The sequence below is a fragment of the Streptomyces smyrnaeus genome (assembly GCF_017676345.1).
Classification (GTDB): domain Bacteria; phylum Actinomycetota; class Actinomycetes; order Streptomycetales; family Streptomycetaceae; genus Streptomyces; species Streptomyces smyrnaeus.
Window position 1 is genome coordinate 48092 of the sequence record NZ_JAFFZM010000025.1, and the last position, 21174, is coordinate 69265.

At 70.9% G+C, this 21174-nt stretch carries 17 protein-coding genes; 6 read left to right on the plus strand and 11 right to left on the minus strand.

Annotation, left to right across the window (positions count from 1 at the left end; genetic code table 11):
* Positions 1-42 precede the first annotated feature (42 nt).
* The gene (locus tag JW613_RS30405) at positions 43-3012 is read right to left on the minus strand and encodes an FAD-binding and (Fe-S)-binding domain-containing protein (protein ID WP_209214095.1); all 2970 of its coding nucleotides are present in this window, start codon (positions 3010-3012) and stop codon (positions 43-45) included.
* Between the two features lie 128 nt (positions 3013-3140).
* Complete coding sequence (locus JW613_RS30410) at positions 3141-3587, minus strand: MarR family winged helix-turn-helix transcriptional regulator (RefSeq protein WP_099885717.1); 447 nt, start codon at positions 3585-3587, stop codon at positions 3141-3143.
* Positions 3588-3694: 107 nt separating this feature from the next.
* Here JW613_RS30410 and JW613_RS30415 point away from each other — a divergent pair, with 107 nt between their 5' ends.
* Positions 3695-5548 (plus strand): ABC transporter ATP-binding protein, encoded by a 1854-nt coding sequence (locus JW613_RS30415; RefSeq protein ID WP_372448022.1) that lies wholly within the window; start codon positions 3695-3697, stop codon positions 5546-5548.
* Positions 5549-5594: 46 nt separating this feature from the next.
* Here the strand turns inward: JW613_RS30415 and JW613_RS30420 are convergent, their stop codons facing one another.
* Positions 5595-6896, minus strand: coding sequence for an exo-beta-N-acetylmuramidase NamZ family protein (locus tag JW613_RS30420; protein ID WP_209214096.1), 1302 nt, complete (start codon positions 6894-6896; stop codon positions 5595-5597).
* A 184-nt stretch (positions 6897-7080) separates the two neighbouring features.
* On the opposite strand from JW613_RS30420, the gene JW613_RS30425 reads away from it, so the two are divergent.
* Positions 7081-7590, plus strand: a complete 510-nt coding sequence (locus tag JW613_RS30425; RefSeq protein WP_209214097.1) for an O-acetyl-ADP-ribose deacetylase — start codon at positions 7081-7083, stop codon at positions 7588-7590.
* A gap of 34 nt (positions 7591-7624) precedes the next feature.
* Here JW613_RS30425 and JW613_RS30430 read toward each other — a convergent pair whose 3' ends face one another.
* From JW613_RS30430 to JW613_RS30440, 3 genes are all read right to left on the minus strand, one after another.
* Positions 7625-8485: an ABC transporter ATP-binding protein gene (locus JW613_RS30430; protein ID WP_209214098.1), complete on the minus strand. Its 861-nt coding sequence runs from the start codon at positions 8483-8485 to the stop codon at positions 7625-7627.
* Positions 8486-8556: 71 nt separating this feature from the next.
* On the minus strand, positions 8557-8769 hold the full coding sequence (locus tag JW613_RS30435; RefSeq protein ID WP_209214099.1) for a hypothetical protein: 213 nt from the start codon (positions 8767-8769) through the stop codon (positions 8557-8559).
* Positions 8770-8978: 209 nt separating this feature from the next.
* A complete protein-coding gene (locus JW613_RS30440) occupies positions 8979-9569 on the minus strand; it encodes a hypothetical protein (protein WP_209214100.1) in 591 nt (196 codons plus the stop codon).
* 187 nt (positions 9570-9756) lie between these two features.
* Between JW613_RS30440 and JW613_RS30445 the strand changes: the two genes are divergently transcribed.
* On the plus strand, positions 9757-10884 hold the full coding sequence (locus tag JW613_RS30445; RefSeq protein ID WP_245226548.1) for a LysR family transcriptional regulator: 1128 nt from the start codon (positions 9757-9759) through the stop codon (positions 10882-10884).
* An 87-nt stretch (positions 10885-10971) separates the two neighbouring features.
* Here JW613_RS30445 and JW613_RS30450 read toward each other — a convergent pair whose 3' ends face one another.
* Genes JW613_RS30450 through rhaI form a run of 5 tightly spaced genes read right to left on the minus strand, consistent with a single transcriptional unit; the run spans position 10972 to position 16964 of the window.
* Positions 10972-11700 carry a LutC/YkgG family protein gene (locus JW613_RS30450; RefSeq protein ID WP_209214101.1) on the minus strand — a complete coding sequence of 243 codons (729 nt, stop codon included), beginning with the start codon at positions 11698-11700 and terminating at the stop codon, positions 10972-10974.
* Complete coding sequence (locus JW613_RS30455; RefSeq protein WP_245226549.1) at positions 11697-13325, minus strand: lactate utilization protein B; 1629 nt, start codon at positions 13323-13325, stop codon at positions 11697-11699. The genes JW613_RS30450 and JW613_RS30455 overlap by 4 nt, the downstream gene beginning before the upstream one ends.
* Complete coding sequence (locus JW613_RS30460; protein WP_209214102.1) at positions 13322-14074, minus strand: (Fe-S)-binding protein; 753 nt, start codon at positions 14072-14074, stop codon at positions 13322-13324. Before JW613_RS30460 ends, JW613_RS30455 begins: the two co-directional genes overlap by 4 nt.
* Positions 14065-15723: a rhamnulokinase gene (locus JW613_RS30465; protein WP_209214103.1), complete on the minus strand. Its 1659-nt coding sequence runs from the start codon at positions 15721-15723 to the stop codon at positions 14065-14067. Before JW613_RS30465 ends, JW613_RS30460 begins: the two co-directional genes overlap by 10 nt.
* Before the next feature lie 47 nt (positions 15724-15770).
* A complete protein-coding gene (rhaI, locus tag JW613_RS30470; protein ID WP_209214104.1) occupies positions 15771-16964 on the minus strand; it encodes an L-rhamnose isomerase in 1194 nt (397 codons plus the stop codon).
* Positions 16965-17257: 293 nt separating this feature from the next.
* Between rhaI and JW613_RS30475 the strand changes: the two genes are divergently transcribed.
* The 3 genes from JW613_RS30475 to JW613_RS30485 are packed head-to-tail and all read left to right on the plus strand — an operon-like array spanning position 17258 to position 21086.
* Positions 17258-18961, plus strand: a complete 1704-nt coding sequence (locus JW613_RS30475; protein WP_209214105.1) for a sugar ABC transporter ATP-binding protein — start codon at positions 17258-17260, stop codon at positions 18959-18961.
* A complete protein-coding gene (locus tag JW613_RS30480) occupies positions 18958-19995 on the plus strand; it encodes an ABC transporter permease (RefSeq protein ID WP_209214106.1) in 1038 nt (345 codons plus the stop codon). Before JW613_RS30475 ends, JW613_RS30480 begins: the two co-directional genes overlap by 4 nt.
* Positions 19992-21086 carry an ABC transporter permease gene (locus JW613_RS30485; RefSeq protein ID WP_209214107.1) on the plus strand — a complete coding sequence of 365 codons (1095 nt, stop codon included), beginning with the start codon at positions 19992-19994 and terminating at the stop codon, positions 21084-21086. The genes JW613_RS30480 and JW613_RS30485 overlap by 4 nt, the downstream gene beginning before the upstream one ends.
* The last annotated feature ends 88 nt before the right edge of the window (positions 21087-21174 follow it).

Sequence of the window (21174 nt, forward strand, 5' to 3'; positions counted from 1 at the left end):
CACCGCAGAGCAGACGGCCCCCGGTACGGGGGTCACCGCGGATCAGCGGGGGCGGGTGGCCAATTCCAGCTCCTGGATGACCGAGTGGTAGCCCTGGTTGCCGGTCGCGTGGTCGAGGCCTATCTCGCACGTCCGGTTGGCCGACAGGTACGCGTCGTAGGAGCGCGCCGTCACCTCGGCAGCCTCTCGGGCCGTCGCGGAGGCGGTCAGTTCCTCGTGCAGCAGCCCGCGGTCGCCCGCGAAGGCACAGCATCCCGCGTCCAGCGGCACCACGACCTCCTCCGCGCACGCCTCGGCGACCTCGCGCAGCTCCGCCTCGTCGCCCAGGTGCCGCATCGAGCACGTGGGATGGAGCACGGCGGAGTCGACGCGCCGCTCGACCGTGAGGCGGGGCAGCAACTCCCGCGCGGCCCAGACGAGCGAGTCCAGGACCGTCAGTCGTTCGTGGAGTTTGCGGTTGGCCGGTGTCAGGTAGGGCACGACCTCTTCCGCGATGCCCAGGGTGCAGGAGGAGGCGTCGACCACGAGGGGGAGCTCGCCGCCGTCGGTCCACCGCCAGGCGGCCTCCACCATGCGGTTGGCCATCAGGGTGTTGCCGGCTTCGTAGCCCTTGGAGTGCCAGATCGTCGAGCAGCAGGTGCCGGTGACGTCTTTCGGGATCCACACCGGCTGGCCGGCCCGTGCCGAGACGGTGACCAGGGCCTCCGGAAGCGACAGTCCCGCGTAACCGTCCGGGTCGCCGAAGATCCGGTTCACGCACGCCGGGTAGTACACGGCGGTGGCGAGCTGTCTGCTCGTCGCCGGGAGCCGCTTGGCGGCCGGGGCCGGGATCTCCGGCAGCCACTCGGGCACCAGGTCGGGGCGGACCGCTTTGCGGGCGGCGCCGGTGACCGCGCCGAGCAGCCGGTCCCCGAGATCGCCCTCGCGTCCCCGCAGACGTCTGCGGAGCTGGTCCGCGGCGGCCACCGCCAACCGCGCCGAGCGCTCCACCCGCGCGAAGTGTCGCGCCGTGCGCTCGGCGGTGCGCTCCTCGCGGGGCGAGTGCCGGGCGTGCCGGAACGTCTTCATCAGCGCACCGGTGTCGATTCCGACCGGGCAGTCCAGCTTGCAGGTGGAATCGCCCGCGCAGGTGTCGACGGCGTCGTACCCGTAGCTCGCCAGCAGGTTCTCACCCACCAGCGAGTCACCGGGCTGGCGCATCATCTCGCGGCGCAGCACGATCCGTTGACGCGGCGTGGTGGTCAGGTCCTCGCTGGGGCAGGTCGGTTCGCAGAAGCCGCACTCGATACAGGGGTCGGCCAAAGCCTCCACGCCGGGAATCGACTTCAGACCGCGCAGATGTGCCCGCGGGTCACGATCCAGCAGCACGCCGGGCGCCAGGACCCCGGTCGGGTCCAGCAGCCGCTTGATGCGCCACATCAGCTCGGTCGCCTTGCTGCCCCACTCCAGTTCCAGGAACGGTGCGATGTTGCGGCCGGTGGCGTGCTCGGCCTTGAGGGAGCCGTCGAACCGCTCCACGGTCATGCGGCAGAACTCGTCCATGAAGGCGGCATAGCGCTGGACGTCGTCCGGATCGCCCGCGTCGAAGGCCAGCAGGAAGTGCAGATTGCCGTGTGCGGCGTGGCCCGCGACAGCCGCGTCGAAGCCGTGCCGCTCCTGGAGCTCCAGCAGGGCCTCGCACGCCTCGGCCAGCCGGGAGGGCGGTACGGCGAAGTCCTCGGTGATCAGTGTGGTGCCGGAGGGGCGGGAGCCGCCGACCGCGGTGACGAATGCCTTGCGTGCCTTCCAGTACGAGGCGATCGTGGCCGGGTCGCGCGTCAACTCGTTGGTGACGGAGGCGACCGGGGCGACCAGCTCCAGCCCGGCCAGCACCGTGCGTGCCGCCTCTTCCCGCTCCTCGCGTACGGCGTCGTCCGGGGAGCGGAACTCCACCAGCAGCGCGGTGGTCTCCTTCGGCAGCTCGGCCCAGTCCTGCGGCACCCCGGAGACACTGACCGAGGCGCGCAGCGTGTTCCCGTCCATGAGCTCGACGGACATCGCCCCGGCCGCGTTGAAACGCGGCACGGCGCCGGCTGCCGCCGACAGCGACGGGAAGAAGAACAGTCCGGTGGAGGTGCGCCGGTGCAGCGGGAGGGTGTCGAAGACGAACTCGGCGAGGAAGCCGAGGGTGCCCTGGGAGCCCACCATCAGCCCGCGCAGGATCTCCACCGGAGTGGTGCCGTCCAAGAAGGCGTCCAGCCGGTATCCGTTGGTGTTCTTCAGCTCGTGCTTGGCCCGGATACGGGAGACCAGGGCGGTGTCGGCCTCGATCTCGGCCTTGAGCGCCAGCAGGCCCTCGCAGAGCGCGGGCTCGGCGCGTGCGAGCTTCTCGTCCGCCGCCGGGTCCGCCGTGTCCACGACCGTGCCGCTGGGCAGGACGCAGGTGAGGGAGGCGACGGTGCGATAGGAGTTGCGTGTGGTGCCCGCCGTCATCCCGGAGGCGTTGTTGGCGACCACGCCGCCCACCGTGCACGCGATGGCAGAGGCCGGATCGGGGCCGAGCAGCCGCCCATGGGCCGCCAGCGAGGCGTTGGCCCGGAAGACGGTGGTCCCCGGCCGGATCCTGGCCTGCTCGCCCTCCGCCAGCACCTCCACACCCGCCCAGTGGCGCCGCACGTCGACCAGGATGTCCTCACCCTGGGCCTGCCCGTTGAGTGACGTCCCCGCAGCGCGGAAGACGACGCCCCGGCCGTTTCGCCGCGCGTAGTCCAGTACCGCGGCGACGTCGGCCACGTCCTCGGCGAGTACGACGACCTGCGGGATGAAGCGGTACGGGCTCGCGTCCGAGGCGTAGCGCACCAGGTCGGAGACTTTCGAGAGCACTTTTCCGCTGCCCAGCAGCCGCTCCAGATCGCTCCGCAGCGGCTGCGGAGTGCCCTGCGCCAGCTCGTCGGGGACCCGGTCCGCGGCGGGGGAGTGGCCCGCGCCGGTCCGCGGACGCAGCGCGCCGGCCTTGGGTTCGAGCAGCGGCATGGCATCTCCAGGGCGCACAGGGGATTGGAACGGAGTGCGGGCTTATGTGTGCCACATGCTAGTTCGGGCCACCGACACCGGCCGTGGGGGTCGTCCCCGCCGCGTAACGGTCGTCCGAGGGTGGACCCTCAGCAGTGGCCGCCCTCGGTGTCGAGCAGTGCCAGCAGGCGGCTCAGCTCCTCGCGCTGCCCCGGCCCCAGCGGCGCCAGCAGCTGTTCGGCAGCGCTCCTGCGGGCCCGCCGCAGCTCGGTGAGGGCCAGGGAGCCGTCTTCCGTCAGCTCGATACGGATCACCCTGCGGTTCGCGGTGTCGGGGGCCCGGCGCACCAGCCCACGTTCTTCCAGGGCGTCCACCAAGCTGGTGACCTGCCTGGGCACCACGCCCAGCTGAGTGGCGAGGTCTGCCATCCGGGGCGGCTGAGAGCTGTGTGCGACGGTACGCAGCATCCGGCCCTGCGCCGGTGTGACGCCCAGCGGTGCGAAGTTCTGCCGGTGTGCGTGGTTGATCCGCTTGGTGAGGCGCAGCAGCTGGTCAGCGAGGTCGGAGGCGGGCTCGTCGGAGGGGTGGTGGACCATGGCGGCAGCCTATCAGGGGTCTATTCATTGTGAGTATAGGTAACGATGAACTATGCTCCATGATCTGAGCCGTACGTCTGCTCCGCAGACCGACCCCGAGGAGCCTCTTGCACCGTGAAGCGCCCGGCTGGACGCAGCCGCCGAAGGAGCCGCTGACCCAGGAACAGCCCGCCGAACAGCCCGCGCAGGTGCGCCGCATCCTGCGCCTCTTCCGCCCCTACCGTGGCCGTCTGGCACTGGTCGGCCTGCTGGTGGCGGCATCCTCCCTGGTCTCCGTCGCCTCGCCGTTCCTGCTGCGCGAGATCCTGGACGTCGCCATTCCGCAGCAGCGCACCGGCCTGCTCTCGCTGCTCGCCCTCGGCATGATCGTCACCGCCGTGGTGACCAGCGTCTTCGGCGTGCTCCAGACCCTCATCAGCACCACGGTCGGACAGCGCGTCATGCACGACCTGCGCACCGGTGTCTACGCCAAGCTCCAGCGGATGCAGCTCGCCTTCTTCACCCGGACCCGGACGGGTGAGGTCCAATCCCGCATCGCCAACGACATCGGCGGTATGCAGGCCACCGTCACCTCCACAGCCACCTCGCTCGTGTCCAACCTCACCAGCGTGGTGGCCACGGTCGTCGCCATGCTCGCGCTCGACTGGCGGCTGACGCTCGTCTCCCTCGTACTGCTGCCCTTCTTCGTGTGGGTGAGCCGCCGGGTGGGACGGGAGCGCAAACGCATCACCACGCAGCGGCAGAAGCAGATGGCCGCCATGTCCGCCATCGTCACCGAGTCCCTGTCGGTCAGCGGCATCCTGCTCGGCCGCACCATGGGCCGGGCCGACTCGCTCACCAAGAACTTCTCCGACGAGTCCGAACGACTGGTCGACCTGGAGATCCGCTCGAACATGGCCGGGCGCTGGCGGATGGCCACCATCGGCATCGTCATGGCCGCCATCCCCGCGCTGCTGTACTGGACGGCGGGCATGCTCACCCAGTTCGGCGGCCCCGCCTTCTCCATCGGCACTCTCGTCGCGTTCGTCACCCTCCAGCAGGGGCTGCTGCGGCCCACCGTCTCGCTGCTGACCACCGGGGTGGAGATGCAGACCTCGCTGGCGCTCTTCCAGCGCATCTTCGAATATCTCGACCTGCCCGTCGCCATCACCGAGCCGGCCCGCCCGACCGCGCTTTCGAAGGTGCGTGGCGAAGTGCGCTTCGAGAACGTCGACTTCACCTACGACACCCGCCCACCGGGTAGCCCCGCCCACGACACCGGATACACCCTGCGCGGAATCGACCTGGCCGTCCCGGCGGGCACCAGCCTCGCCGTGGTCGGAGCCACCGGCTCCGGAAAGAGCACCCTCAGCTATCTGGTGCCCCGCCTGTACGACGTGACGGGAGGCCGCGTCACCCTCGACGGCGTCGATGTACGTGAGCTGGACTTCGCGACCCTCTCGACAGCGGTCGGCGTAGTCTCCCAGGAGACGTACCTCTTCCACGCGACCGTCGCGGACAACCTCCGGTTCGCCAAGCCGGACGCCACGGACGAGGAACTGCGCGCCGCGGCGCGGGCCGCGCAGATCCACGATCACATCGCCGCACTGCCGGACGGCTACGACACACTGGTCGGCGAGCGGGGATACCGCTTCTCCGGAGGTGAGAAACAGCGCCTCGCCCTGGCGCGCACCATCCTGCGCGACCCGCCGGTGCTGATCCTGGACGAGGCCACCAGCGCCCTCGACACCCGTACCGAACGTGCGGTCCAGGAGGCCATCGACGCGCTGTCGGAAGGGCGCACCACACTCACCATCGCGCACCGCCTCTCCACCATCCGGGACGCCGACCAGATCGTCGTTCTGGACGGTGGCCGGATCGCCGAACGGGGCACCCACGGCGAACTGCTGGCGGCCGACGGGAAGTACGCCGCACTGGTGCGACGCGACAGCGAGACGGCGGACGCGACAGTGAGCGGCTGACCGCGTCGTCCCACCGGCACGTACCGTCCCAGCGGTACGGACTCTCTCACCGGTACAGCAAATACTGCCGTCGCGCCCGCTCGAAGTCGCGTACTTCCGAGCGCCACGCGCCGGTGACCTCCTCCGTACTGCGCCCGGCATCCAGCATCTCCCGCAGCCGCGGTGAGCCCGAGAGTTTGTCGATCCAGAACGGCCGCTTCGGGTCGGCGTCCTTGCGCCAGGCGAAATCGTCGTAGCGCATCGCCTCGCGCAGCATGGCCACCGCTGTCGGCACTGCCTGATAGCGGGCGGGATCGGTCACCAGCAGCTGCACACCCGCGCATGTCTTGCCCTGGTGCTTGCTGAAGGTGGGCACGAAATAGCCCTCACGGAAGCGCACCCCGGGTAGCCGCAGAGCATTGAGCCGATCGCTGTAGTGGTGGTCCAGGAACGGCGCGCCGATGAACTGGAACGGCAGTGTGGTGCCGCGCCCCTCGGACAGGTTCGTCCCCTCGAAGTAGCCGGTGCCGGCGTAGGCGGTCGCCGTGTCGGGTGTCGGAACGTTCGGGGACGGCGGCACCCATGGCAGCCCGGTCTGCTGCGCCGTCGTACGGGGCGACCAGCCGCGCACCTGGACGACCTCCAGCTCCACCCGTCCGCCCTCGCCCTCCTGGGGCAGCAGTTCGCCGTTGAAGTACCGGGCCAGCTCACCGACCGTCATACCGTGCTGCTGGATGATGGGCTTGAGCCCGACACCGGAGGCGAACCCGGATCTCAGCAGCGGGCCGTCCGCTCTGCGGCCGATCGGGTTCGGCCGGTCCAGGACGACGAAGGAGGCTCCGATGTCCCGCGCGGCGACCATGGCGTGGTACATCGTCCAGATGTACGTGTAGAAGCGCACGCCGACGTCCTGGATGTCGAAGACAATGGTGTCCACACCCGCCTTGCGGAACAGGGCGGCCATCTTCGCGCCGTCGGCACCGTACGCGTCGTAGACCGTCAGACCGGTACGCGGGTCCTTGAACTCGGGCTCGGACTCGCCCGCCTGTGCGCTGCCCCGGAAGCCGTGTTCCGGGCCGAAGACGCCCATGATGCGCAGCTCGTCCCGGGCCGCCATCGAATCCACCACATGGCTCGCGTCCCGCAGTACTCCTGTCGGGTTGCTGACGACGCCGACCTTCCGGCCCCGCAGCATGCGCCAGCCCGCGGCTGCCGCGACATCGGCGCCCGGCACCACGGGCCGTCCGCCGTGCCCGCCGACAGCCCGGGTGGACGGTGCCGCGGCAGCGGAACCGGCGAACAGCGGGGTGGCGACAGCGGCGGCCGTACCGCTGGCCAGCAGTGAACGGCGCGAGGGTGCAGCGGTCATGTGAAACCGTCCTTCCGGCGTCCGGGGAACAGCAGGCGGTGGGACCAGCTCATGCGACCAGCTAATAGGAACGCGGGAGCGCCGACCAGAGGGCGCGCAGTGGACAGCCGACCCCGGAGCGTCCGCCGACGGGTGACGCGGCAATCCGTGTGCGCTTCGACCTGCGCCGCGTCAGGATGGGGCCATGCCCACGAACATCACCCTGGTGCAGGGCGACATCACCGAACAGGATGTCGACGCCGTAGTCAACGCAGCCAACTCCTCGCTGCTGGGCGGGGGCGGAGTGGACGGCGCCATCCATCGAAAGGGTGGCTCGGACATTATCGCCGAGTGCCGCAAGCTGCGCGCCGAACGCTACGGGAGGGGCCTGCCCACCGGGCAGGCCGTCGCCACGACAGCGGGACGGCTGCCGGCGCGCTGGGTCATCCATACGGTGGGTCCGGTTTGGAGCCAGGAGGAGGACCGCTCGGACCTGCTGGTCTCCTGCCACCGCGAGTCGCTGCGCGTGGCACGCGAGATCGGCGCCCGTACGATCGCGTTCCCCGCCATCTCCACAGGCGTCTACCGCTGGCCGCTCGACGACGCGGCACGCATCGCGCTGCGTACGCTGCGGGAGGAGGGTGAGGGCTTCGCCGAGTTGCGTCTCGTCCTGTTCGACCAGCGCTCCTACGACGCCTTCCAGGCCGCCGGCTGAGCGGGCCCGGGGCCCCAGGCGGGCCGACGGGGAACTAGACGGGCCTACGAGGCTCCGCGCCGCGGCCCGAGCGGGCCAGCCACCGGCCGTCCTGACGGCCGACGTCGATGGGGCGGCCGAAGCACTGTGTCATCAGTTCCCCGGTGAGCACTTCCGAGACGGGACCGCACGCGGTGACCCTGCCTTCCCGCAGCAGCAGAGCGTGACTGGTGGTGTCAGGCAGCTCCTCCAGGTGGTGGGTGACCGTCACGGTCGCCAGGGACGGACGGTCGGCGGCCAGTCGGCGCAGCGCGTCGATCAGATCCTCGCGGGAGGGCAGGTCCAGGGCGTTGAACGGCTCGTCCAGCAACAGCAGCGACGGCGCCGGCATCAGAGCGCGGGCGATCAGGATGCGGGCCCGCTGCCCGCCGGAGCACACCCCGAAGGGCCGATCGGCCAGTTCCTTGCAGTCCAGCTCCGACAGCAGCTCGCTCGCCAGCCGACGGGTCTCGTCGTCGTACTTGCGCCACAGCGGCTGCACGGTGCCTGTCGCACCTGTCAGCACGACCGTGTGTGCCGTGGCGTCCCGCGGCACCCGCTGGCTGGTGGACACATGGCCGATGTGGGCGCGCAGCTCGCGCACGTCCACTCTGCCGAGCCTGTTGCCCAGCACCTCCACGCTGCCGGTGGTGGGGTGCATGACGGCGCCCAGCAGCTTCAGCAAGGTGGTCTTCCCGGCACCGTTGGCACCCAGCAGCGCCCAGTGCTCACCGGCTCGCACCAGCCAGTCGATCCCGTCGAGGATGAGCTGATCCGACGTCGTACGGCGGACACCGACTCCCTCGATCGAGGCCACCTGCGGGGGCACACGCGAGGCGGCCTGCGTGGGGACATGGAGCGCTGAGGGCTGGTTCATGGGGGCCTCCGGGACCTGGCACGGTGGACACACACGGAACGCCCGGCTCCGCGCGCCGTGGGGCGACCAGACTAGCTGTACCTTGCAGCGGCCTGGGCGAGTGTCTCACCGCCACCGGTGGCCAGCGGGGCACCGTGCCCGAAGCAGACGGTCTCCACCGCGTCGGCGCCCCCGGGCGGACCGGTGTCCACGAGCGTGACCGCCTCGCCGTCCTGCCACAGAAACGCCTGGCCGACAGGGAACGGGATCGTGTGCACCTGGGGCCGGACTGTCCGAGGTTCCATGGCGGGACCGTATGCGGTCCCCCGGCAGCTTCCAGGGCCGTTGTGCTGGTGGTGTAGCGGCTGCGCTGTCGGCGAACTCCCGGCCGCACAGCTGCGACCGGTGCGGGCCGGGAGGCGGAAGGAAGCGGAACGAGGGCGAAGGAGAGGGAAGGGGTGGAAGGAGGGCGAAGGATCCGACAGGGGTGTGCGGAGGTCGGATACGGGCGGCGTCAGCGGCCCTGCAGTGCCTTTTTGTAGCGCCCGACCGGCGGCAGCCAGCACAGCACCACCGCGAGCAGCCCCAGAACGATGGCCCCCAGGCTGGTGGCGTACAGCCCGGCAGGGGCGGCGTCCCGCAGGACCAGCATGTGCGGGAAGACGGCGGCCAGCACCGCGACGACGCTGAGCAGCACCCGCGCCCACACGGCGCCCGTACGGGCGAACAGTGCGAACAGCAGCACAGCGACGGAGAAGACAAGGGCGATCGTGGCCCGTGCCGACATCGTGCTCTGCCAGTCGGTGACGATGCCGTCCCAGGCGGTGCCCGTCAGCTGCTTGACATCGGCCGCTGTGGTGCCGGAGGGGAGGCCCACCGCGGCCGGGTCGCTGTCCACGGCGTTGCGGACGTTCTCGTCGGCGAGGTCCTTGCCGCCGACGTACACCAGCAGTGCGCTGAGAGCGCCGGAGAGCGCGGACAGTACGGTGACGGCCAGCATGGCGACCACGAGGCCCGGTCTCTTCACCGGCTCGGCGGCCGGGTAACCGGTGCCCGGAAGGCCGGAGGGCATGCCGATGTGGGGGGCGGTCTGGGGGTGGCTCACGTGCACGAACTCCTTGCGGAACTGCAGGGGGAAACACGAACGGCTCGACTTTTGCACGGGAACACCCGCTCGAACCACCGGTTCCGCTAAGGAACCTGAAGAACATTGGTCCTGAACTCGCGGACACGGTCCGGAAGTTAGGCTGCTGGGCCGCGAAGCGCCGAATCGAGGAGAGTGAGCAGTACGTATGCCTCTGCCAGGCACCCCCGACTACCCACCAGGGTTGCTCGACATCACGATGGATCAGCTCCGCACCCTGCTGGCCGTCTACGAGGAGGGCACGGCCCTGGGCGCCGCCAGGCGGCTGGGGCGGGAGCAGTCCAGTATTCAGAAGCAACTGGACACGATGAACCGCAAATTGGGCGACCATTGCGGAGAGCCGCTGCTGCGCAAGCGCGGGCGCGGCGAGCGGGTGCACTTCACCCGCACCGGCGAGGAGCTCGCCCGGCTTGCACAGGGAACGCTCGACGGGTGGCGCGAAGGGCTGGACACCGCCCGCAGGCGCCGTGGCCGCAGTCTGCGCGTCGGCTCCACCCGCTACACGCTCGGCTACCTGCTGAACGCTGTCGAACAGGTCAACGACCGGTTCACACGGGAAGGGGTGGAGCTGACCATGGCGCACGTCCGCAGCGGAACACTGCTGCAGAAGCTGCGCTCCCACGAACTCGACCTGGTGTGCGGCAGCATCCTCGTCTCGGCGTCCGCGGGGGCCGCCGAGACGACAGCAGTTGCCGAACAGGACGCCCGGTTCGCGGGGTACGAGGTCATGGAGTGGCGGCGCGGCGGCTTCTGTCTGGCCACCAACCAACCGGACGGTGACCTGGTGCAAGGCAGCAGGTCGGACGGCAGGGGAGTGGGCGTGCGTTCGCTGCCCAGGCTGCCGCTCGTGGTGTCCACCGACGGGCTGATACCCGACGTGCTGCGCGGCTGGTTCGGCCCCGAGTACCGCCGCCGGATGCGGATAGCGGCCGAGATCGACTCGGCCCACTACGGTTTCGAACTCCTCAGCTCCCGCGTGCTCTACGGCAGCATGCTCGTCACCCAGGGCATCGGGGAGGCGATAGCGGAGGGCAGGCTTCCCGAGGCACAAGGGCTGCGCACCCTGCCGCTGGTGGACGACGTCGGAACGAGCCAGCGGGTGCTCGTGGGTGCCTTCCGCCGCAGCGAGCCGGAGAACCGCGATCCCGACCACCCTGTCAGCCTGCTGTGGGAGGAACTGGCCCGCAGGCACGCCCGTATCCGGGCCGAGGAACGGGCCTCGGCCAGGAACGCGCCGGAGAACGCGCCCGAACCGGCCGTTGCCTCCGCGAGCTGACGTCCGGTCCGATCGTCCGCCGTCGCCCCGTCGCCCCGTCGCCCCGTCGCGGTACGTGCACCCCGACGGGGCGCGGGGGACGGTCGGTCAGCCTCCGGTGGTCTCGGCTCCCCGTGCTCCCCGCGCTCCCTCCGCCGTCCCAGCGGCGTCGGCCTCCGTCTCAGTTGCTTCGGCCTCCGCCGCGACCAGCACCACATCCAGCGTGCGCGGCCCGTGTACGCCCTCCACCCGGTCGAGTTCGATGTCGCTGGTGGCCGACGGACCGGAGATCCAGGTCTGCGGCCGGGCGGGATCCAAACGTTCGAGGGCCTGCGGTACGGAGTCGACGACCTGCTCCGGCACCCGCACCACACAGATGTGGTGGTCCGGGACGAGGGTGATGCGGCGCCGCCCCTGGTCCTCGGACGCGTCCAGCACCAGGGTGCCCGTCTCGGCCACGGCGACCGCGCACCCCGTCACCACGCTTCCCACCGCGTCCAGGTCGAGCGGGGTGAGCGCCGCCGAGTCCGTTACGCGCTCGACGTCTTCGGGCAGCCACTTGGCGGGCACCCCGGCAGGCGTCACCACGCTGCGCGATCCCCGCCGTGCCAGCAGATCCGCGATCGTCTGCGGCAGGTCGGCCGGGGTGCAGTGCGATACGTGCGCCCGGTAGTCCACCAGATGGGCGGCGAGCAGCCGCGCCGTCTCTCGCGCGGAGCGCTCGCCGTGCACCCGCAGATGGTCGCGGGCGACCGGAGCCTGATCGGGCCGCTCTGTGCGAGGTACGTCCGCCAGCGCGCGGCGGATCCGGCCGAGCACTGTCTCCCGGCCGCTCATCGTGTGCCCTCCTGCGGCCCCGCCCCGCCGGACCTGCCGGACTTGCTGGGTCCGCCGGACCTGCCGGGCCCGCCGGATCCGCTGGACCCGCCCGGCTCGCCCGTGGCACCCGTACCGGTGCCCGACGGCAGGTCGTTCGCACTGCCGCTGGGCACATCGCCCGAGGGACCGCGGGAGCGTCGCCACCAGTCGCGGAAGGACTCCTGCGGCAGCTGCGGCACATCCCGGGTGTCCGTCCAGGCACGGCCCGGGCCCGGCAGTCGGTGCGGCACCAGGCGCCGTGCCCGCGAGGCCAGCCGCTCCCCGGCGCGCAGCGCACGCGGGTGGTCGAACGTCCAGGAAGCAGCCCGCATGGCAGCACGCTCGGCCGCGTGCCCCTTCGCCGGTTTCACGGTCGTGCGCTGCCCGCGCACGGTGGCCGTACCGCCCTGCACCACACGTTCCCGAAGGTGCACCAGTACCTCGGGGATGTCGATGGCCACCGGGCACACCTCGAAGCAGGCCCCGCACAGCGACGACGCGTACGGCAGGGAGGCGTCCAGCCCGGTCTCCATGCTGTCGAGCTGTGGGGTGAGGATCGCGCCGATCGGCCCCGGGTAGGGCGAGCCGTAGGCGTGCCCGCCGGCGCGCTCGTAGACCGGGCACACGTTGAGGCAGGCCGAGCAGCGGATGCAGCGCAGTGTCTGGCGTCCCACCCGGTCGGCGAGGGTGTCGGTACGTCCGTTGTCCAGCAGCACCAGATGGAAGTCGCGGGGGCCGTCGCCGTCCGTGGTGCCCGACCAGGTGGAGGTGTAGGGGTTCATCCGCTCCGCCGTGGAGGAGCGCGGCAGCAGTTGCAAAAAGACCTCCAGGTCCTGCCAAGTGGGCACGACCTTCTCGATGCCGACCACGGAGATCAGCGTCTCGGGCAGCGTCAGACACATCCGGCCGTTGCCCTCGGACTCGACGACGACCAGGGTGCCGCTCTCGGCGACCATGAAGTTCGCTCCGGAGACACCCACCTTGGCGTTCAGGAACTTCTCCCGCAGATGCAGCCGCGCCGCCTCCGCCAGATCGGAGGGCCGGTCGGTGAGCCCCTGCGGCGCCGGGCGCCCCCAGCGGCCCATCCGCTCCCGGAAGATGTCCCGGATCTCTCCACGGTTGCGGTGGATGGCGGGTACGAGGATGTGCGAGGGGTGGTCCTCGCCCAGCTGTACGATCAGCTCCGCCAGATCGGTCTCGTACGCCGAGATCCCGGCGCGCTGCAGCGCCTCGTTGAGCCCGATCTCCTGGGTGGCCATCGACTTGACCTTGACGACCTCGCGCTCACCGGTCTCCCGCACGAGCCGGGTGACGATCCCGTTGGCCTCCTCCGCATCCGCTGCCCAGTGCACGGTGCCGCCGGCCGCGGTGACCGACGCCTCCAACTGCTCCAGGTAGTGGTCGAGGTGGCGCAGTGTGCGGTCCTTGATCTGCGCTCCGGCTGTACGCAGCGCGGACCAGTCCGACAGTTCGGCCACCGCGCCGGCGCGTTTGTCGCGGATGGTGCGGGTGGCGTGCCGGAGATTGCCGCGCAACCGCTCGTCCCCGGTGGATGCGGCAGCCGCCACCGGGAACGGCGGCATGCCCAGATAGGTGACGCTCATAGCGGTGACTCCTCGGTACTGGCCAGGATCTCCGCGAGATGCACGGGGCGCACGCGCGAGCCCGCGCGGGAGAGGGTGCCGCCGATGTGCATCAGGCACGAGTTGTCCACCGTGCACACCGACTCGGCGCCGCTCGCCTCGATGTGGCGGGCCTTGTCGGCGCCCATGGCGGAGGAGACCGCCGCGTTCTTGACGGCGAACGTGCCGCCGAAGCCGCAGCACTCCTCGGCGCCCTCCAACTCGCGTAGTTCGAGGCCTTTCACCTGCTCCAGCAGCAGGCGCGGTCGCTCCCCCAGACCGAGCATGCGCAGCCCGTGGCAGGTCGGGTGGTAGGTGACGGTGTGCGGATAGCAGGCGCCGACATCGGTGACCTTCAGGACGTCCACGAGGAACTCCGTCAGCTCATAGGTGCGGGGCACCGTCCGCGCGGCTGCCGCCGAGAGCGCGCCGCCCCGCCCCTCGGCTGCCGCCTTGTAGCCGATGCGCGGGTAGTTCTCGCGCACCATGGCAGCGCAGGAGCCGGAGGGAACGACGATGTGGTCGTAGCCCTCGAACGCCGCGGCGTAGCGGTGCACCAGCGGCTCGGTCGCATGCCGGTACCCGGTGTTGAACTGAGGCTGCCCGCAGCACGACTGCGCCTCGGGGAAGTCCACCTCCACGCCCAGCCGCTCCAGCAGTGTCACCACCGCCTGGCCGGTGCGCGGATAGAGCGCGTCGTTGATGCAGGTGACGAAGAGCGCTACGCGCACGACGCCTCCCTTCCGTCCTTCGGCTGCGGACCGCCACGGGGCGCGTCCTCATGCGTGCCCGAACGCACAGCTGTACGCACATCCGCGCCCGTGTCAGTACCGGTGTCCGTACCCGCGTCCGTCCGTGCCTCCGTGCGGATGCGCGCCGCGGCCTGTTCCCATGCCGAGTGATCACCCGTCGGGGCATACTGTCGCAGCCGTACACTGCTGCGCACCAGGGCCCGCAGCGCGCCCAGAGGCCCGGTCACCGCTGCGGCCGTACGCGCCTGTACCAGTACGTTCCCGTACGCGGCGGCCTCCACGGGCCCCGCTACGACCGGCAGGCCACAGGCGTCGGCCGTCAGCCGGCACAGCAGCGCGTTGCGTGCCCCTCCGCCCACGATGTGCACCGTCTCCACGTCCTGCCCGGACAACCGCCGCGCGTCGAAAACCGCCTCCCGATGTGCGAGGGCGAGCGAGTCGAGGACGCAGCGTGTCGTCTCGGCCGGGTCGCGCGGCACCGGCTGGCCGGTGCGGCGGCACACGTCGGCGATCCGCTGCGGCATCCGCCCCGGCCGAAGGAACTCCGCGCTTCCGGCATCCACGACCGAGCGCAGCCCGGGTACCTCGGCCGCCTCCTCCAGCAGCGTGTCCAGCTCCTGCGGAGTGCCCTGTGCCTCCCAGGCGCGCAGACACTCCTGCAGCAGCCAAAGGCCCATGATGTTGCGCAGATAGCGCACGGTGCCGTCCACGCCCAGCTCGTTGGTGAAGTTCGCCGCCCGGCTCTCCTCGGTGAGCACCGCAGAGGTCAGCTCCACTCCGGCCAGCGACCACGTGCCGGTGGCGATGTACGCGAATCTGCTGCCCTGTGCGGGCACTCCGGCGACAGCGGAGGCCGTGTCGTGCGCGCCCACTGCTGTGACGGGCACCGGCCCGGTCAGCCCCGTCTCGGCGAGTACGTCGTCCCGCAACTGCCCGGCCCCGTCCCCGGGCGTGCGCAGCGGCGGGAACAGGCCGCGATCGACGCCCAGCGCGTCCATCACGACGGGCGACCAGTCGCGGGTGCGGGGGTCGATGAGCTGGGTGGTGGAGGCAATGGTCAGCTCGGTACCGCGCTGTCCGGTCAACCAGTACGAGATCAGATCGGGGATCAGCAGCAGTTGTCGCGCCGCCCGGAACCGGCTGTCCTCGCGGGCAGCGGCCAGCTGGTACAGCGTGTTGATCGGCATGCGCTGAATACCGGTGTGCGCGTACAGCTCGGCAGCGGGCAGCACTTTCTCGACCTCGGCCGGCATGCCCTGGGTGCGTGCGTCGCGGTAGTGCACCGGGTTGCCGAGCAGAGTGCCGTCCGCGTCCAGCAGTCCGTAGTCGACGCCCCAGGAGTCGATGCCCACGGACGCCACGCCATCCGGCCCGGCGCCCGTGGCTGCACCTGCGGCGCGCAGCCCGTCCAGGACGCCCCGGTAGAGATCGAGGACGTCCCAGTGGAGGGTGCCGAGCACCCGCACCGGCCGATTGGGGAACCGGTCCACCTCCTCCAGCGCGATGCTGCCGTCGCGCACCTGTCCGAGCATCACCCGGCCGCTGGAGGCGCCCAGGTCGACGGCGGCGAACGCGCCCTTCGACGCGGCGGTACGGGAGGGCGGGGGAGTCGGGCTGGAGTGCGGCATGCGGACCTCGCGGCGTCGTACGGCGGTCTTGGGCGGGGGCTACGGGCTCACGCGCCCCATCCGGCCTGCCTGCCGCCCACGCGCTCGCGTGCGATGGTCTCCGCCCAGCCGGAGGCCGCGTAGGCCGCCATCGGATCGCCGTCGGCGCCGAGCTCCTCCCGTACCTCCGCCAACAGCGGTCGCACATCGGTGTTGTAGGCGTCCATCAGCAGCGCGTTGGCACCCAGTACGTCTCCGGCCAGCTGCGCCTCGCCCAGCGCCTCCCGGTCCACCAGCAGCGCCTTGGCGGTGGCCTCCTGGACGTTCATCACCGAGCGGATGATGGCGGGGATCTTCGGCTCGATGTTGTGGCACTGGTCGAGCATGAACGCGATCCCAGGGTCGTTCTCCGCGCTCTCCGGTGTGCCCGGCAGACCGCCGCCGGCGCGCACCTCGTACATGATGCGGAAGAGCTGGAAGGGGTCTGCGGCGCCCACCATCAGGTCGTCGTCCGCGTAGAAGCGCGAGTTGAAGTCGAACGCGCCCAGCTTCCCCTCGTTCAGCAGGAAGGCCACGATGAACTCGATGTTGGTGCCGGGCGCGTGGTGGCCGGTGTCCACGCAGACCTGTGCTTGGGGGCCGAGTTTGACGCAGTGCGCGTAGGAGGTGCCCCAGTCGGGCACGTCCGTCGCGTAGAAGGCGGGCTCGAACAGCTTGTACTCGAGCACCAGCCGCTGATCGGGTGCCAGTCGCTCGTAGACGGCCCACAGTGCCTCCGCCAGCCGCCCCTGGCGGGCCCGCAGGTCGTCCTGGCCCGGGTAGTTGAGGCCGTCGGAGAACCACAGCTTCAGATCGCGGGAGCCGGTCGCGTCCATGATGTCGACGCACTCCATGAGATGGCCCAGCGCTTTGCGCCTCACCGCGGGGTCCGGATTGGTGACCGAACCCAGCTTGTACTCGTCCTCCTGGAAGACGTTCGCGTTGATCGCGCCCAGCCGCAGCCCGCGCTCGCCGGCGTGGTCGGCCAGTGCGGCGTAGTCGTCGGTGCGGTCCCAGGGGATGTGCAGGGCGACCTGCGGTGCGACGCCGGTGTGCTGGTGCACTCGTGCCGCGTCGTCGAGCTTCTCGTGCACCGTACGCGGCACTCCTGCCTGTGCGAACACCTTGAAGCGGGTACCGGAGTTCCCGTACGCCCATGACGGCGTCTCGATCCGCTGGGCGCGCAGGGCGGATTTCACCCGCGCGAGGTTCTGCTCAGGCATACGGCTCCTCGAGTGGGCGCGGCGCTGGACACGGGCCGAGGACCTGGCGTCCGCCGAGCACCTGCGCCTCCTGAAAGCGGTACGGGTTAAAAACGATTCATCACTCGGCGCTGGGAACGTACGGCGGCTTCCAGCGAACGGTCAATACCCCTGTCATCTCTGCTATTTAGCTGCCTCGCACCCTCTTGACCCCTCCCGGGGTTGGGGCTAGCTTCCCGTCCACTGTCCGGCGGACTTGAATCATTTCATCCCTGAGCTGCCGCCAGTCCCCTGCTGAGCGACGGAGGAGAAGCATGAGCAGGACCGCACCGGCCGGCGCCGACCGAGCGCCGGTCCTCGCGCTGAGGGAGGTGAACAAGTCCTTCGGCAGTGTGCGGGCTCTGCGCGGTGTACACCTCGACCTGTACGCGGGGGAGACGCACGCACTCGCGGGCGAGAACGGCGCGGGCAAGTCCACGCTGATCAAAATCCTCGCAGGCGTGCACACCCCCGACGGCGGCACCGTACTGCTCGACGGCTCCCCGGCGGTCTTCCACGGCCCGGCCGCCGCGCGAGACGCCGGTATCGCGGTCATCTACCAGGAACCGACGCTCTTCGGTGACCTGTCCATCGCGGAGAACATCTTCATGGGCCGTCAGCCCCGTCGCTTCATGGGCCGTATCGACCACACCGCCGTCCGTGAGGCGACCGCCGCCTTGATGGACCGGCTCGGCGTCGATCTGCACCCCGACCGCGCCGCACGCGGCCTGTCCATCGCGGACCAGCAGATCGTCGAGATCGCCAAGGCGCTCTCCTTCGATGCCCGTGTACTCATCATGGACGAGCCCACAGCGGCGCTCACCGGGAGCGAGACGGCGCGGCTCTTCGCCGTCGTCGAGGCGCTGCGGGCCGAGGGCGCCGCCGTACTGTTCATCTCCCACCGGCTCGGCGAGATCTTCGAACTGTGCACGCGGGTCACCACCTTGCGTGACGGTCGGCTCGTCGCCTCCGAGAGCCTGGCGGGTCTGACCGAGGACGACCTCGTCCGCCGTATGGTCGGCCGCGAGCTGGGCGAGCTGTATCCCAAGCAGGAGACCCGCACCGGCGAGGTCGCGCTCACCGTGCACCGGCTCACCCGCGAAGGAGTCTTCCGCGACATCTCCTTCGAGGTGCACAAGGGGGAGATCGTCGCCCTGGCCGGGCTGGTGGGCGCGGGGCGCAGCGAGGTCGCCCAGGCCGTCTTCGGTGTCGACCGCCCCGACGCGGGCGAGGTTCGGGTGGCGGGCAAGGCGCTCCGCCCGGGGTCGCCCACGGCCGCCATGGGCGCCGGGCTCGCCCTCGTCCCCGAGGACCGCCGACAGCGGGGCCTGGTCATGGAAGCCTCCATCGAACGCAACATCGGCCTCACCGGTCTGGGCAGCCTCGGCAGGGGCGGACTCGTCCGCCGCGCCGCAGAGCGCGCCCGCGCCGGGGACTGGGGACTGAAGCTGCGTCTGAAGTACGACCGCCTCTCCGACTCGGTGAGTGTGCTCTCCGGTGGCAACCAGCAGAAGGTCGTCCTCGCCAAGTGGCTGGCCACGCGGCCGACGGTGCTCATCGTCGACGAGCCCACCAGGGGCATCGATGTCGGCACCAAGGCCGAGGTGCACCGGCTGCTGACCTCGCTGGCCGCCGAAGGGCTCGCCATTTTGATGGTCTCCTCCGACCTGCCCGAAGTCCTCGGCATGGCCGACCGTGTGCTCGTCATGCACGAAGGCCGGCTCGTCTCCGAGATACCCCGTGACCGGGCGGACGAGGAGACGGTGATGGCGGCCGCGACCGGCCGCGCCCACCAACCGGCGGCCCCGGCCGGACAGCTGCAGCCGCAGCCACCGGAGGTGCCGCACCCACCCGGCAGGCCCCCGGGCCCGCAACAGTCTCCCGGGTCGCAACAGCCTCCAGAGCCGGGGCGGCCTCCCGGTTCGCAACAGCCTCCCGGCCCGGAGGGGTCTCCCGGGCCGAAGGGAGGCGCCGCGTGAGCACCACCGCGCCCCCGCGCACCGCCACCCGCTCCGAGCCCGAGCCCACCGGCCGCACCGCGGCCGAGACGGTGCTGCGCGTACGCGAGTACAGCATCGGCGGCGCCCTCGTGCTGCTGATCCTCGTGACCTGGTTGGCCAACCCGTCCTTCCTCGACCAGCAGGGCATCAAGGACCTGCTGCTCAACTCCTCGATCCTGGTGCTGCTCGCCACCGGACAGTCGGTCGTCGTCCTCACCCGGAACATCGACCTGTCCGTCGGCTCGGTGGTCGGACTGACCGCCTTCGCCTGCGGCTCCTTCGTCTCCGGCACCGATCACGGCCCGGTAGCCCTCGTGCTGCTCGGCATCGCTCTGGGGGCCGGCTGCGGGCTGGTCAGCGGTGCCCTCGTCAGCTTCGGCAGGGTGCCCGCGCTGGTGGTCACGCTCGGCATGCTGTACGTCATCCAGGGCGTCGACCACGCATGGGCGCACGGGGAGCAGATCAACGCGGCCACCGTGCCGGACGACATCCTGACCCTCGGCAGCGGCAGCTTCCTCGGCATCCCCTACCTGCCGCTCATCTCCGCGCTGGTGCTCGCCGGGACGGGCTACTTCCTGCGCACCTACCGCAGCGGCCGGGAGCTGTACGCGATCGGCTCCAACCCCGAGGCGGCCCGCCTGGCGGGCATCCCCATCCGCCGCCGGGTGCTGACCGCCTACGCCTTCTCCGGAGCCGTCGCCGGGTTCGCCGGTGCGCTGTGGCTGGCCCGCTTCGGCACCGTCGTCGCCGACGCGGCCAACGGCTGGGAGTTGACCGTCGTCAGCGCCGTCGTCGTCGGTGGCGTCGCCATCACCGGGGGAGTGGGCACCGTGTGGGGCGCCGCGCTGGGCGCGCTGCTGCTGACCACCATCGGCAGCGCTCTGGTCGTGCTGAAAGTCAGCTCCTTCTGGGAACAGGCCATCACCGGTGCGCTGCTGCTCGCGGCCATCAGCACCGACCGCGTGGTGCGCAGCCGCAGCACCCGTGCGCTGAGGAAGAGGAGAAGGCAGTGAACGCACCACCGGCCACCAGGGCGGCAGCGCCCGAACCGCCCGCCGGGGGCCCGCCTGTCGAGGGCCACCGCGAGGCCCGCCGAGGCCCGGGCCGCTTCCTGCGCTGGGACGCGGCTGTGGGCGCGCTGCTGGTCGCCGCCTTTCTGGTGGGCACCGGCACCACCGAGGGCTTCTCCGACACCGCGAACCTGTCGGCGGCCCTCAACGACACCGCGGAGATCGCTCTGCTGGCGCTGCCGATGACCCTGCTGGTGGTCGCCGGCCAGGTCGACCTGTCCGTCGCCTCCATGCTCGGTCTCTCCAGTGCGCTGGCGGGCGCGCTGTGGGACGCCGGGTGGACCTTCGAGACCATCGTGCCGGTGTGTCTGGTGGTCGGGCTGCTCGGCGGTCTGCTCAACGGCTGGCTGGTCACCCGCGTGGGGCTGCCCTCGCTCGCCGTCACCATCGGGACCCTGACCCTCTACCGGGGGCTGGCCTCCGTGGTGCTGGGCAACAAGGCCGTCGCCGACTTCCCCGAGACCTACGCCCGGTGGGCGAGCAACACCGAGACCGTGCCGGGCACTTTCGTGCCGTACCCACTGGCGCTCTTCGCCGTGCTGGCCGTCTGCGCGGCGCTCGCCCTGCACTGCACGGGCTTCGGCCGTGCGCTGTTCGCCGTCGGCGCGCAGGAGGACGCCGCCTACTTCGCCGGTGTCCGGGTCAAGCGCCTCAAGCTGATCCTCTTCGCCGTCAGCGGGTTCGTGGCGTCCTTCGCCGGGATCGTCTACACCCTGCGCTACGGCAGCGCACGCGCGGACAACGGACTGGGTCTGGAACTGACCGTCGTGGCCGCCGTACTGCTGGGCGGTATCGACTTCGACGGCGGCAAGGGAACCCTCGGCGGCGCCGTGGCGGGGGTGCTGCTCATCGGCGTCCTCAACAACCTCCTGACCCTCAACGACGTCTCGCACGAGATCCAGGTGATCGTCACCGGTGCGCTGCTGATCGTCTCCGTGCTCACGCCCAGAGCGATCGCGGTGCTCACCGCTCGCAAACACCGCCGCACCGCGATCAGCGAAGCGACCGACACGGCGCTGGGCAAGGCCCCCTGACGGACGACGCGCCCTCCGCCCCCGTGAACCAACTCACCGCAGTTCTCGCTCCTCCTCCCCTCCCGCACCCTTCCGAATCCCCCGGCAC

What these genes read in the sequence shown, in the direction of transcription:
- JW613_RS30405 (WP_209214095.1), bottom strand. Translation starts at nt 3,012, where the DNA reads ATGCCGCTGCTCGAACCCAAGGCCGGCGCGCTGCGTCCGCGGACCGGC.
- JW613_RS30410 (WP_099885717.1), bottom strand. Translation starts at nt 3,587, where the DNA reads ATGGTCCACCACCCCTCCGACGAGCCCGCCTCCGACCTCGCTGACCAG.
- JW613_RS30420 (WP_209214096.1), bottom strand. Translation starts at nt 6,896, where the DNA reads ATGACCGCTGCACCCTCGCGCCGTTCACTGCTGGCCAGCGGTACGGCC.
- JW613_RS30425 (WP_209214097.1), top strand. Translation starts at nt 7,081, where the DNA reads ATGCCCACGAACATCACCCTGGTGCAGGGCGACATCACCGAACAGGAT.
- JW613_RS30430 (WP_209214098.1), bottom strand. Translation starts at nt 8,485, where the DNA reads ATGAACCAGCCCTCAGCGCTCCATGTCCCCACGCAGGCCGCCTCGCGT.
- JW613_RS30435 (WP_209214099.1), bottom strand. Translation starts at nt 8,769, where the DNA reads ATGGAACCTCGGACAGTCCGGCCCCAGGTGCACACGATCCCGTTCCCT.
- JW613_RS30445 (WP_245226548.1), top strand. Translation starts at nt 9,757, where the DNA reads ATGCCTCTGCCAGGCACCCCCGACTACCCACCAGGGTTGCTCGACATC.
- JW613_RS30450 (WP_209214101.1), bottom strand. Translation starts at nt 11,700, where the DNA reads ATGAGCGGCCGGGAGACAGTGCTCGGCCGGATCCGCCGCGCGCTGGCG.
- JW613_RS30455 (WP_245226549.1), bottom strand. Translation starts at nt 13,325, where the DNA reads ATGAGCGTCACCTATCTGGGCATGCCGCCGTTCCCGGTGGCGGCTGCC.
- JW613_RS30465 (WP_209214103.1), bottom strand. Translation starts at nt 15,723, where the DNA reads ATGCCGCACTCCAGCCCGACTCCCCCGCCCTCCCGTACCGCCGCGTCG.
- rhaI (WP_209214104.1), bottom strand. Translation starts at nt 16,964, where the DNA reads ATGCCTGAGCAGAACCTCGCGCGGGTGAAATCCGCCCTGCGCGCCCAG.
- JW613_RS30475 (WP_209214105.1), top strand. Translation starts at nt 17,258, where the DNA reads ATGAGCAGGACCGCACCGGCCGGCGCCGACCGAGCGCCGGTCCTCGCG.